The 12,719-nt window shown below is 52.9% G+C and carries 10 protein-coding genes; 2 read left to right on the forward strand and 8 right to left on the reverse strand.

The features are described 5' to 3' along the window. The first annotated feature begins 115 nt into the window (after window positions 1–115). Window positions 116–1,231 (forward strand): hypothetical protein, encoded by a 1,116-nt coding sequence (locus RCI_RS03775; protein WP_048197990.1) that lies wholly within the window; start codon window positions 116–118, stop codon window positions 1,229–1,231. 34 nt (window positions 1,232–1,265) lie between these two features. On the opposite strand, the gene RCI_RS03780 is transcribed toward RCI_RS03775, so the two are convergent. From RCI_RS03780 to RCI_RS03800, 5 genes are read right to left on the reverse strand one after another with little or no spacing between them, the layout of a single operon-like run. Then, entirely contained in the window at window positions 1,266–3,452 is a 2,187-nt protein-coding gene (locus RCI_RS03780; protein ID WP_012035064.1) for a DNA topoisomerase I, read from the reverse strand. Further along, a complete protein-coding gene (gene gatB / locus RCI_RS03785; protein WP_012035065.1) occupies window positions 3,443–4,900 on the reverse strand; it encodes an Asp-tRNA(Asn)/Glu-tRNA(Gln) amidotransferase subunit GatB in 1,458 nt (485 codons plus the stop codon). The genes RCI_RS03780 and gatB overlap by 10 nt, the downstream gene beginning before the upstream one ends. Then, window positions 4,901–6,295 (reverse strand): Asp-tRNA(Asn)/Glu-tRNA(Gln) amidotransferase subunit GatA, encoded by a 1,395-nt coding sequence (gene gatA, locus RCI_RS03790; protein WP_012035066.1) that lies wholly within the window; start codon window positions 6,293–6,295, stop codon window positions 4,901–4,903. Beyond that, on the reverse strand, window positions 6,292–6,573 hold the full coding sequence (gatC, locus tag RCI_RS03795; protein WP_012035067.1) for an Asp-tRNA(Asn)/Glu-tRNA(Gln) amidotransferase subunit GatC: 282 nt from the start codon (window positions 6,571–6,573) through the stop codon (window positions 6,292–6,294). The genes gatA and gatC overlap by 4 nt, the downstream gene beginning before the upstream one ends. Beyond that, complete coding sequence (locus RCI_RS03800) at window positions 6,570–7,928, reverse strand: asparagine synthetase B family protein (RefSeq protein ID WP_012035068.1); 1,359 nt, start codon at window positions 7,926–7,928, stop codon at window positions 6,570–6,572. Before RCI_RS03800 ends, gatC begins: the two co-directional genes overlap by 4 nt. Before the next feature lie 216 nt (window positions 7,929–8,144). Between RCI_RS03800 and RCI_RS16915 the strand changes: the two genes are divergently transcribed. Next, the gene (locus RCI_RS16915) at window positions 8,145–8,441 is read left to right on the forward strand and encodes an archaellum operon transcriptional activator EarA family protein (RefSeq protein ID WP_158308863.1); all 297 of its coding nucleotides are present in this window, start codon (window positions 8,145–8,147) and stop codon (window positions 8,439–8,441) included. Window positions 8,442–8,640: 199 nt separating this feature from the next. Here the strand turns inward: RCI_RS16915 and RCI_RS03810 are convergent, their stop codons facing one another. The 3 genes from RCI_RS03810 to RCI_RS03820 all read right to left on the reverse strand — a co-directional run bounded on the left by RCI_RS03810 (window position 8,641) and on the right by RCI_RS03820 (window position 12,719). Further along, window positions 8,641–9,333, reverse strand: a complete 693-nt coding sequence (locus tag RCI_RS03810; protein ID WP_012035070.1) for a hypothetical protein — start codon at window positions 9,331–9,333, stop codon at window positions 8,641–8,643. Window positions 9,334–9,425: 92 nt separating this feature from the next. After that, a complete protein-coding gene (locus RCI_RS03815; RefSeq protein ID WP_012035071.1) occupies window positions 9,426–10,766 on the reverse strand; it encodes a transglutaminase-like domain-containing protein in 1,341 nt (446 codons plus the stop codon). Between the two features lie 1,203 nt (window positions 10,767–11,969). Continuing rightward, a complete protein-coding gene (locus tag RCI_RS03820) occupies window positions 11,970–12,719 on the reverse strand; it encodes a glycosyltransferase family 2 protein (protein ID WP_012035074.1) in 750 nt (249 codons plus the stop codon).

A 12,719-nucleotide genomic window follows, 5' to 3' on the forward strand; every position in this document is an offset into this window, starting at 1 on the left:
GTAACTGATTGCCCCTCCGGGGCAAATTTTGCGGACCACCTCAACAGATATATTTACGATCGTGCAAAATAACTAATACGCGACGTAAAGCTAAAAACAAAAGAGATGGTGGCCATTGCTCAAACTTATCGAGAAACGCAGAGAGTTGATCAGCCTCATAGAGAAGATCACTCACGACAAAGGCTATTTTGACGTGCAGGACCTGGTTGAAGACACTGGCCTGCCCAGGAGCACCTTGCAGGACTGGATCAACCGTTTCGTGGACGAGGGCTGTGTGGAAGTGCTGGAGGAGCGCGCCGGCCGGCGCAGGGCCCGGTATGCCCGGAGAAGGACGAGAAATCTGCCGACGACTGCCTGCAAGCGCATTTTTACTACTGCCGACGAGACTGCCGGAACGGCAGGAGCCGTGGAGATCTTCCACGAGTGCCGAAGCGAAGGCTGTATCTCGTTCTGCGAATACATGTATGCACTGGGCAATCCCCGGGTCAGAAAGAATGGCCTGATCCTGAGGCAGAAGCTGGTGCCCGGCGACCTCAGGATGGACGATGCGGCGTCGCTCTGCCTGAAGAAGGTGTGCGTTAAAGACGGCCTGGTCTACCAGACCATAAGGACGTTCGGCGGGCCTGCGTATTCTTTAACTGAGATGATGGAGCAGGCAGACGGCGTCCTCGACGTCAGGTACTCCCAGAAAGGCGCCTATACCGAGGGCGTAGTGGCTACAGAAGCCCTGAAGCACATCGTGATCGCCGTCGACGATACTGACAGCGCCACCCATGGAGCGACATTTGCGCTGACCCTGTCCCTGCTCGACCAGCTCTCGGCGATCGAGGGAGTCCACCGGATTTCCCACAACGTAGGCTTCCTGTACCCGGATGCGCCGGGAAAGACTGCGGGCAATTCGGTCAGCTACATCGAGCTGGGAGCGAAAGCAGAGCTGGTAGAGTCCATCATCCAGACGGCGATCGAATACGTCAAATCCCAGACCGGGTCAGAACACACAGGCATGGCAGTCAAGGTCGGGCTCCGCAATTGCCCGGAGCTGATGAGGTTCACCAGAAAAGCGCGCACTCAGATTGTGACAGTGGAAGAAGCGCTGGAAGCGGCCGAGAAGTCTAAGGTCAGGACTTACGAGATCACCGGCCGGAAAGGGCTAATCGGCGCCGTCGCCGCCCTGGGCATGGTAGACTGTCCGCCAGAGACACTTATGGATGTTAAAAAAGAGATCGGCTAATACTATAATTGCTTAAAAGTTAGAAAGAGATCGATCAGGCTTCAGGCGCCTTCTCGATCACCTTTTTCTTAGGGGCAGCCTTCCTGGCCGCCGGCTTCTTAGGCTCTGCAGTATTCTCATCCGATCCGCCCGTCTTTGCCATCACCTTCTTAGGCGCGGACTTCTTGGGCGCGGTCGCAGTACCGGTGGTAGCCTCGCCCGGCGCTGCAGCGGCCTCTTTCTTTTTCTTCTGCCACTCCTCGAAGTTGCACTGGGGGCATCCCAGTTCCCAGGGCTTCTTGCCCCCGGTCGTGATCTTGATGTGGCTGAGGCCGTGCCTCTCGCAGACCTTGTTGGTCGCCACGATCGTCCCGGACGGGGGCAGGGGCAGCGAGAAGGTGCAGTTCGGGTAGCCAGTACATCCGATGAACCGGCCGCCTTTCTTGCTCTTTCTTACCATGAGATCGGAGCCGCAGGTCTGGCACTTGCCGAGGATCTTGTCCTCCCGCAGCCCGTCGAACAACACTTCCCGGATCTCGTCGTGGTTTTTGTCTAAAACGCCGAAGATAGTCTCGAGCATGTTCTGGGACTCGTCGACCACGGCATCTTCCTTGATCTTGCCGTCGGCGATCAGGTCCATGTCCTGCTCCAGCTTGCTGGTCATGTCCGGTTTGGTGATGAGGTCGGCGTACCGCTCGAGCGCATCGACCACGGCGATTGCTGTGTTGGTCGGCTGAGGCGGGTTGCCGTGCACGTAGTTACGGGCGTACAGCTTCTGAATCGCCTCGTGCCTCGTCGATTTGGTGCCCAGGCCGAGGTCTTCCATCATCTTGACCAGGCGGCCCTGGCCATACCTGGTGGGCGGCTGTGTCATCTTCTCCGGCATCTCGATCTTTTTGACCTTCAGAGTTTCCCCTACTTCGAGGGCCGGCAGCACCTCTTCTTTGGGCATGCCGTACGGGTAGTAGTACCTCCACCCGGCCTCGGTTAACTTTGAGCCGCTGGCCTTGAACTTCTCCCCGGAGATATCGACTGTGGTGTTCCGGGTTTCCCACGTGGCGGCGGGCGCCAGCGTGGCGAAGAACCGGCGGACGACCAGTTCGTAGACCCTCCACTCGTCATCTGCCATGTCCGACTTTTTGGCGCTGGAGACAGGGTAGATAGGCGGGTGGTCAGTCGTCTCCTTCTTGCCCCTGGTGGGGACGAGTGTCTTCATCGCCAGCAGCTTTCGGGCGTACTCCCCGAACTCGCCGGCAGCGAAGTTTTGCAGTACGTCTCTCAGGTTTAAGCTGGAAGGATAAACAGTATTATCGGTACGGGGGTAGGAAATCCACCCATTAACATATAAGTTTTCGGCGATCCGCATCGCGTTGGCGGCGCTGAAGCCTATGCTGGAGGCCGCCCGGATGAACTCGGTGGTCGAGAACGGGATCGGAGCTGCGTCGGAACGGGCATCTTTCTTGTATTCGACGACAGTGCCGGTGCTGCCCAGCTTTGCCCTGACCGAATCTGCCTTCTTCTTATCCTCGAACCGATTGCACTCGTGCTTCGCGGTGAAGTCGGTGCCGTTGCCCAGGGTGGCGTAGATCTCCCAGTAGGGCGTGGACACGAAGGCTTTGATTTCTTTCTCCCTGTCTACTAAGAGCGCCAGCAACGGCGTCTGTACTCTGCCCACTGACAGGAAACTTTTACCAAGACGGCCGCAGGTAAGCGAAATGTACCGGGTGAGGGCCGCGCCCCACACGAGGTCGATCTTCTGCCGGGCTTCGCCGGCTGCTGCAAGGTTGAAGTCAAGAGGCACTCTGTTAGAGAAAGCCCGGTCAATCTCAGGCTTGGTGATGGCGCTGAACTTGGCCCGGTCGAACTTGATGTCCGGCTTGAAGCCGCTGATGATGCGGTAAGCCTCGACACCGATGAGCTCTCCTTCCCGGTCATAGTCAGTGGCGATGGTGACGCTGGTGGCATCTTTGGAGAGCTTCTTGAGCGCCGTGGCGATTTTCTTGTGAGTGTACCTCATTTCCGTCTCTGCCCGGATGAGGTCTTTCGGGGCGGTGACAGACCAGTTATTGTACTGTTCCGGAAAGTCGATGTTGACGATGTGGCCGGACAGACCCACAATCGAGGTGTCGCCCGAAGAGTAGACGGAGACTCCTTCGACTTTGGTCTCCTTCGTACCCTTACCGAACAGTATCTGGGCGATCTTTTTCGCGGTGATGTTCTTCTCAGTGATGATCAGGTGCATTCAAGTAGCTCCTTCAGCAGCGTGTTGATCTCCTCAGGGTCGGCTCTGCCGCGGGTCTTCTTCATGACCATCCCCACGAGGTAGTTGAACGCCTGGGCCTTGCCAGACCGGTAGTCCTTGATAGCCAGACCGTTCTCCTTGATCACTTCGACTACTGCCGTGCGGGTGATGTCAGATTTCACCTTGGCCAGGTTCTTCCGGGCGATGATCTCCTGAGGCTCTCCGCCTTCGTCGAGCAGTGTCCTGATGATCTCGACCGCACCCTTGTCAGTGATGATGTCTTTCTTCAGCTGTTCCAGGATGTAGACCATCTTTTCAGGCTCGAACGCATCCCGGATATCCCGGTCACGATAGTTCAGCTCGCCCTTCAGGTAGTCTGCTACCCAGGTGGCCGCCATGACTGGGTCAATCTTGCTTGCCACGTACTCGTAGTAGTTGGCGTCCCGGATCTCCTGCGTCAGCACTTTGGCGTGGTTGTCCGAAATGCCGTACTGGGCCTTGAACCGCTCCCGCTTGGCGTCGGGCAGCTCCGGCAGGGCTTCCTTAAGCCTGTCCTGCCAGCTGCTTACGGACAGCGGCACCAGGTCGGCCTCGGGGAAGTAGCGGTACTCCTCCGCCTGCTCCTTGGAACGCAGCGTGATCGTGCAGTTGCGCTCGTCGTCGTAGTGCCGGGTCTCCTGTACCACTTTTACGCCCCGGCGCCTCATCTGCTGCTGCCGGGAGATCTCGAAGAGCAGTGCTCTCTCCACGCCTTTGTAGGACGAGATGTTCTTGATCTCGACCCTGGCGCCGCCCCGCAGTGAGACGTTGGCGTCGACCCTCAGCGAGCCGGGGAGCGAGCCGTCGAAGACGTCGAGGTATTCGAGAATATTGCGCAGTTTGTTGATAAAACGTCGCGCTTCTTTAGGCGAGCGCAGATCGGGCTCGGTGACGACCTCGATAAGGGGCATGCCAGACCGGTTGTAGTCGACCAGCACGAACTTGCTTGTCTCGATCGAGCCCTGGTGCACGAGCCGGCCCGGGTCTTCTTCCATGTGAACCCGGCGGATGCGGATGGTCCGCTCGGTACCGTCTGTATCGACTGTGATCGCGCCGCTGAAGGCAATCGGGTAGTCGTACTGGGTGATCTGGAAGCCTCTCGGCAGGTCGGGGTAGTAGTAGTTCTTCCTGTAGAACTGGGTGTGCTCTGCGATCTGGCAGTTGAGCGCCAGGCCTACCATGATGGTGTACTCTACCGCTTTCTTGTTGATGACCGGTAATGCTCCGGGCAGGCCCATGCAGACCGGGCAGGTGTGCGTGTTCGGCTCTGCCTCATGGTGCTTTGTGGAGCAGCCGCAGAACAGCTTGCTGTTCAGCTTGTTCAGCTGGCAGTGGATCTCCAGGCCGATGATGACCTCGGCCTTATCGTCGATTACGTAGGCCTCTTTGCCGGTAGATTCGCCCTGCATTTAGAACCCCTCCGGGAGCTTCTGGAAATTCGTATTCGCCTCGAACGTGTAAGCCGTCTGGATCAGCAGCGGCTCGGCGAACAGGTCGCCGATCAGCTGCATGCCGATGGGCAGTTTCCCCGCGAAGCCGCAGGGTATCGAGATCGAGGGCACGCCGGCCAGGTTGACGGGCAGCGTGTTGACGTCAGCCAGATACATGGATAACGGGTCGTCTGCCTTTTCCCCGATCTTGAAGGCCGGGGTGGGCATGGTCGGGGCTGCGATGACGTCGACGTCCTTGAAGGCATTAGCGAAGTCGTTGCGGATAAGCGTCCTGATCTGGAGCGCCTTCAGGTAATATTTGCCGTAGTACCCTTCAGATAAGGCATATGTTCCGAGCATGATCCTGCGCTTGACTTCGGGGCCGAAGCCTTCCGCCCGTATCCTGGAGAAGGTGGTGTGCCAGTTCTCGTCCTTGCCAGTCCTGAGACCGTACCGGAGGCCGTCGAACCTCGCGAGGTTCGAGGATGCCTCGCACATGGCGATGATGTAGTAAGCAGATAATGCGTATTTAGTGGTGGGCAGGGAAATTTCCTTGTAGTCGGCGCCAAGCTCGGCCAGCTTCTGGATACCATCCCAGACGGCCCTCTCGACCTTCTTGTCCATGCCTTCGGAGAAGTACTCTTTAGGCACGCCGATGGTGAGACCTTTAACGTCTTCTTTCAGGTAGTCAGTGTAGCAGACTTTGTCCGCCTCTGCCACGCTGGTCGAATCCTTCGGATCTCCGCCGGCGATCACGTCCAGCAGCAGCGCTGCGTCGCCGACGTTGCGGGCGATGGGGCCTACCTGTTCCAGCGAGTTTGCGTAAGCGACCACGCCGTACCGGGAAACCAGGCCGTACGTGGGCTTGATGCCGACTACGCCGCAGAAGGCTGCAGGACAGCGGACCGAGCCGCCCGTGTCCGTACCCAGGGACATCCTGCTTTCCAGACCTGCAACGGCTGCCGCACTGCCTCCCGAGGAGCCGCCCGGTACACGGGTAAGGTCCCACGGGTTTCGGGTCGGGCCGTAGGCGCTGTTCTCGGTGGAGGTACCCATGGCGAACTCGTCCATGTTGGCCTTGCCGGTGATGACCGCTCCCTCTTTCCTGAGGCGGGCCACGACCTCTGCGTCGAAGGGCGGGATGTAGCCCTGCAATATCTTAGAGCCGCAGGTGGTCTGCAGGCCTTTTGTCGTGATACAATCTTTTATGGCAACAGTGATGCCAGCCAGCCTGCCGGTGACTTTTCCCTCGTCGACAGCCTGAGCAGTCTCGAGAGCCTGGGCCTTGTTTAAAGTGATGAAGGCGTTGAGCTTGCTCTTCTCGATGCGCTCGAACGTCTTGTGGGCTGATTCAAGATAGCCGGACATGGTCATACTATCCTCGGCCCTTTGATGAAACCTTTCTCTTTACGGGCCGCGTTGGCGATGCACTCTTCCTGAGTGAGCGATTCCCCGGCCACGTCCTCCCGGAAGACGTTGGTCAGCCCGATGACGTGGTGGGTTGGCTCCACGCCGTCCGTATTGACCTCGTCCAGCTCCCTGAAGTAATCCAGTATGGAGTTGAACTGCTTTGCGAAGAGCCCTGTTTCCTCGGGCGAGAGGTCAATGCAGGCAAGACTGCCTATGTGTTCTACGTCTTTCTCGGTGATCATACAAGCACAACCTTGTAGAGTGTCTGTAAATAGCCGGCCAGATCACAACCGTGGCTCCGGGCCAGCCGTTCCAGCGTCTTCTGGATGCCAGTGCCATACTGGATGGCCTTCTTGGGCGCACCAGATACATCTGGCGGGAAGTAATTTTCCGCTACTTTTCTTAGAACATATTTCCGTATATAATCCTTGCCATTAACTCGTAGCTTCAGAGAGGGGTCGAGCTGCCGGGCAAGACTTACGACTGCGAGGTCGAGATACGGGACCCGGAGTTCGACGCCGGAGGCCATAGCTGCGGCGTCGTCCCGCTCGAGATTTACTTCGGCGAGATGACGCTGGTCGTGGTCGAGCATCTCCTGGAGCCGACTTTCTACATATCCGGCTTCGTACCGGGCATAGCCGGCAAACAGCTCGTCGGAGCCCTGGCCGGACAGGAGTACTTTATACCCGTCAGCCCGGGCCCGCGCAGATAATATATAGAGTGGCAATGCGATAGAGACTGAGACCGGGCTGGCGCTCTCGATGGCGTAGATAACGCCTGGCAACGCCTCTTCCACGTCTTTTTCTGTGACCTCGTAGACTGTATGCCGGTGTTCTGCGCCTATGGCTCTGGCGGCGTGTATGGCTGCTTTGACGTCGAACGACCCGGGCAGGCCTACGGTCAAAAGTGGAGTATCAGGTGCCATGGCGCCGATCAGCGCGCTGTCGATGCCCCCGGAGAACGTGACTGCAGCATCTTTGTGTAACCGCAGCCAGACGGCCCGGCTGAGCGCTTCATCCAGCAGCCGGACGGCCTCCTGCTCGTCCACGATGGCCGGCTGCATCGGGGGAAGGTCTGCGAACCTGCGCTCTCGGCCTTCGGCCAGCATACAACCCGGCGACAGCGACCTGATGTCCCGGATGCCGACTCGCATGAGCGCCTTACGCTCTGAGGCAAAGCCGAAGCCGGCTTCCGAGCAGCCATAGTAGAGCGGCTTGATGCCCAGCGGATCTCTGACGAGCGTGATGTGGCTACCATCCCGGGCGGCGAACGCGTACTCGCCGTCGATCTTCGGGGCTGCGCTCTCGAAGCCCGCTATGCCAGCTTTTAGTATCGACGCCAGCACTTCAGTGTCAGACGTGCTCCCGGGCAGAAAATCGGAGTGGTTGTATATCTCGCCGTTATAGACGAAGGTGACGTTACCGGCAGTGACCGGCTGAGGAAAGTCGCCTGTGACTTTCAGGTGCGCGTGGCCGAGGCAGGCGTCTCCGAGTTCCTGCACCGCCAGCCCGTCAGGGCCGCGATGCTTGAGGGCCTCGATCATCTGACAGGTTCGCTGTCTTGCCTTTTCGCCGACAAAGCCGGCTATGCCGCACATAGAATGCAATAAAGGGCATCTGGACTATATATCTTTCTCAGGCTGGCCATGATCAAGACAGTAAGACTGTACAAAGGAATAGCCCTATGGAAGAGACGCGGGGATATCTACGAGACACTTGTATCAGTACGACGGATTAACGAGAAGATTTATATATACCATGCATTTTATTTACAGGCGATAGTTATACATGAGACCGACAATGAGCCGATTGATATGATCGATGAGAGCAAGAAAACGACGAAAAGGAAGGTGCTGGAGTTACTCGACAGTACCAGCCGGCCGAAAGACGACGCGGAGATAATAGCTGCAGTCGCCATCGACGAAAAAGAGTTGCGACAGATCATCAAGGCGATCAACAACGAGCACTACACCTATGAAGAGTCGCTCTTAGGGATGGGCCTGGTCAAAGAATGGAAAAGACTCTTCAGGGAACCCGGCTTTACTATTACCGATAAAGGGCGGTACGTGTTGTTGTACATCCGGAAGAAAGAGCTAGAAGAGATGCTGTAGATTAGTATAGCGAGAGAAGGGAATTATCGGAAATATTATATCTCGGGTAGCCATTATAAAATAATGATATCCTTCGGGATATCATCTCCTTAAAGTCCTGGCAGGCTAATGCGTGTCAAGGTATTACGTGTCAGGCGACTTTTTATCAATGTCTTATGTCCATTTTTTATAGATGCCTTAAAAGCTTCAATAAAGGAGATTACTTTTCGTTCTTTCGTATTACTGATAGCAAATAGGATGAGATGAGGAGGCAACCAATTAATATCAGTGTATTGAAGTTAAAGCCTGGAGACGGGTTTGCTGAATGGTTGGGCAACGAGATAGCCGAAGGCATAGCTGTGGGAAGTATCTTCTGCGTTATATTAATATCTGGCATTATTTCAAGCGATATACATTCGCTATCGCTCAATCTTGGAAATTCCACGTCTTTATCCACAAGTTTTATCCAAAATATACGCTCATTATTTGCCCCCACCCACTTTTCAAGAAATACAAGCTTTTTTGAGTGATTTTTTTCTGGTTGTAGATATACATAGTAATATCCACTTAAGCTATTATCACATGCATTATCCATCTGGATACTGCTAATACCATATCGAGTGAAAAAGTTTATAATTGTTGTATTTTTTGCCGCCACTTGATGCACGATTTGGAAATAGGTTACAGGATCGATATCTGGATTTATAGAACTACCCTGCAAGTTTTCCGTTTTATTTGGGGGAAACTTTGACCAAGGTAAAAATGGTTCATCCATAGGAGGATAGGATGCGTTAACATCAACCAAGGTATTATTTACCATAGTAAGCGCAAATGACGAACAGGATAGGATCACAGTAAATATTATTAATGCTAACATCAGTAATATTATTAAAAAAAATGAATGCCTTTTCATAGTGTATACCTACTATAGTCCGTTGTGAAACTTTTAGTACGGTCCGGCAGTCTACCAGACCTGCCGGATCGTACTATTAGTTTCAAGAATGACTAGTTGTATTCTGATGGCTCTCCTAAATCGGTAATGATCTGGAAATCATTCCACTGAAGTAATAATTGATCACCATACGGATCACTCATAACAACACTATCATCTGCATAGCGCATATTCTTTAGATGAATATGCGTATATCCGAATCGCTTATAGATCTGCGGGTCATCAAATGAACTGCAGAATGCTGGGTCGGAATGAACCCATCTATTGCCATCCCATATTACTAAAAATGCATGACCTCTTAAAATTCCACTTGTATCGCGATAGTCCATTGAATAATATTTAGCCGGGATGCGCAAAGCTCTTTCAAACGATACTGCTAATGTTGCATATTCGTCGCACATACCTTCATACCCATGACTTATTATATATTGATCGGATGCAGTATATTGACTGTAAGGATAGCCATCATTTGAGTTCATGTTACTAGAAACGTAGAAGCGTATTGAGTTTGACGTATCGAATGCATTATAAGTTTCTTCAACACACTCTGCTGCAGTGGCTGCTTCACGTAATATTGCATAATTATATTGATTATAGAGATCACTTACTCCTATATTTTCACCGCCATCTGGATCGGGTAAATGGTTTGCATCGTTATCATATACCTCTATACCATAGGTCCCACTATATGCGGTCAAATTGACAAAGTGTGTCGTAGTATCACCCGGAGAGACCCGGACTTCTGTACCAATGGGTTTAAACCCGATGGATGTACCACTCAAGGGCATAAATGGAACTGTTACAGTTGTCGATGTATATGGAGCTAAATTATTGAACGGAGCGGCATAGCCGTATGAATCTTCCAGAGACCATAGTATCACTTGACCGCTTGCAGTGTTTGGACCCGCATTATATATGGTAATCTGATTATCAAAAATCACATCCTGAATCCAATACCAGTTATAATAGGCTCCAGTAATATAGACTGTAGAGGAAGCAGCTAATGCGGATGCCGATACATCAGACGAATCAGCAGATAGCTGTTTTTCGAGATTCGCTTCAGATTTTTTCATTCTAACTATAAAACTCGATGGGTTTTCAATTACATCAAAGCCAGATTTATCTTCTTGTACCTTCTTTGATGTGTTCATTAAGACAAGACCAGGATATCGCCCCTCATAGGTCTTATCGACCAAAATTTTACCGTTATTAGTAAATTTCGGAAGTAGTATTTTATCCTTGTCTACCTTAGGCGAATCCATGCTAATCGTCTTGTTTATTGAGGACAACTTTTGATCGTCCATAACTGCATGTGATTCAGCTTGGACAACGCTTCCTAATACTATGCAACTGAGTAGTATTGCGATCGTTACATAAGATAAGACTTTCCTCATGAATCAATCACCACCATACGAAGACTCATTAGGCCTATCCAACATTACTACCGATGCGATATTACCATCGACAACAACAAGCGCCACTGCCGAAAGTGCCAATTCTATGATCGGATTCTGTCTCATACAATTACCCCCTTAAAGCCCGGGCCATAATAACGCATGTCAAGGAATTACTAGCCATGCGACTTCAGGTTAATCACCATTTACCTTAAATACCATATATAATTATGGGGCCAATAGACACATATTTCTATAATAAAAATAATTAGTAGTGCTGTAAGTTATGTAGAAATATAGATATTATACACATATGATAAGATGAATTATTTATACGACATAGTTATTTTTTCAATTGGTTGATAGATATGAGTTCGCCGGATAACCTCCAGGCAACTTTATACATATATAGGCCGATATTAACCCAGTGCAGCGTCGGTTTTTGCCTTTACCGCTGGCATCTGAAACCCGCGAGCATACATATATAGCTAAGAAATTACTGGCGGACAGGACGACTGCCCGGAGAGCCATCAAGGGCAGTGGAGATAACGATATATAGCAGATCGTTCGTTGAGATGGAACTGGTTGAGGAAACACCCAATGGCAAAAAAAGGAGTACGTCATTATTTCAGCCTCGTCGACTCATGCCCCATCTTCTCTCCAGAAGTTGTAGATGAAGGTTAATACGGCGACGTGGCAGACGGAGGATGGCCCCTCGTGATCTTCAGATGGGCGTGGGCAGAATTTACCACTATCCAGCACGGCAGTCTTATTAGAGGTGCAATAGCTGATCGTCTCGATCTTCCGGCATGTCCGCTGTCGGGTGTCATCTTCAGAAAAAGGTTAAAACTGACCAGCTGGACTATATAATTTTCTTATCGCGAAGAATTCTCGCATAGGCTTTACCGATCCTATCGAATTGCCGCCCAGAGTTCCCCTATGTTCGCCCGGCGCATGGTTAACGCAAGGATTAGATAGACCATCGTGGCGACCAGAAGCATCCCGGCAAGCAGGTTTTCGGCACTTAGCCCCGGACACTACGTGCCTTTTTACGTGATCGTGGTCGGACATTGCCCATATGAGAACAAGAGGCGCTGACAGTTAAAAATTAGACAACGATCAGCCATGTTGTTTAGAAATTATCCCGATTTTACACTTGACTGAGTACATCACATACGTCAGGCTCGCCCGAGAGGAAACCCTTTATTTATCCGGCCTCGGACTGGCATGTTCAGCCTCATGTCTGCCGCCCCGCAGAGCCCTTTTTGCCATAATGACCAGACTCCTGTAGATGTAGGTCAGCCCGAACCAGATCTGCTTCAGCCGCAGATACTTCGTGAACTTCGACTCCCCCTTCCTGGCCCTTATCGTGACAGGACAATACCCGATCTTCAGGCCCTCCTTCCACGAGTTGAAGACGATGTCGTACTCTATGTCGAAACCGCAGGCCGACAGCCCCGGGTAGATAGTCTCCACCGCCTTCCTGGTAAAGACCCAGTAGCAACTCTGGATGTCAGGCAGATCCTGGCTGTAGGCCAGCGTAGTCAGCCCTGACGTCAGCCGGTTGATGAACAGCGAGAACCGGCCCAGCAGCTCGACCTGCTTCTGTGGATCCCGGCTGCCGAGGACGACATGGTAGCCCTGCCCGAGCCGCTCGATCAGCCGGTCGATCTCCCGGGGGTCGCAGGTGTAGTCCGCATCGATCATGGCCAGGTACTCGTGATCGCCCTTCAAAAAGTACTGCATGGCCGTCCTGACCCCGCAGCCTTTGCCTTTGCCGAACTGCTGCTGCAAAAAAAGACAGCCTGCCCCCTCGGCGATCTCTCTCGTTCTATCCGTAGAGCCGCCGTCGACCACCAGTACCCTGAAGCTGGAAGGGATTTCGGGCACAAGCGCTTTCAACGCCTCTTCCTCGTTGAGCGTGGGCAGGAGCAGCAAGCAATTACTAGTCAT

Source organism: Methanocella arvoryzae MRE50 (genome assembly GCF_000063445.1).
GTDB lineage: Archaea > Halobacteriota > Methanocellia > Methanocellales > Methanocellaceae > Methanocella_A > Methanocella_A arvoryzae.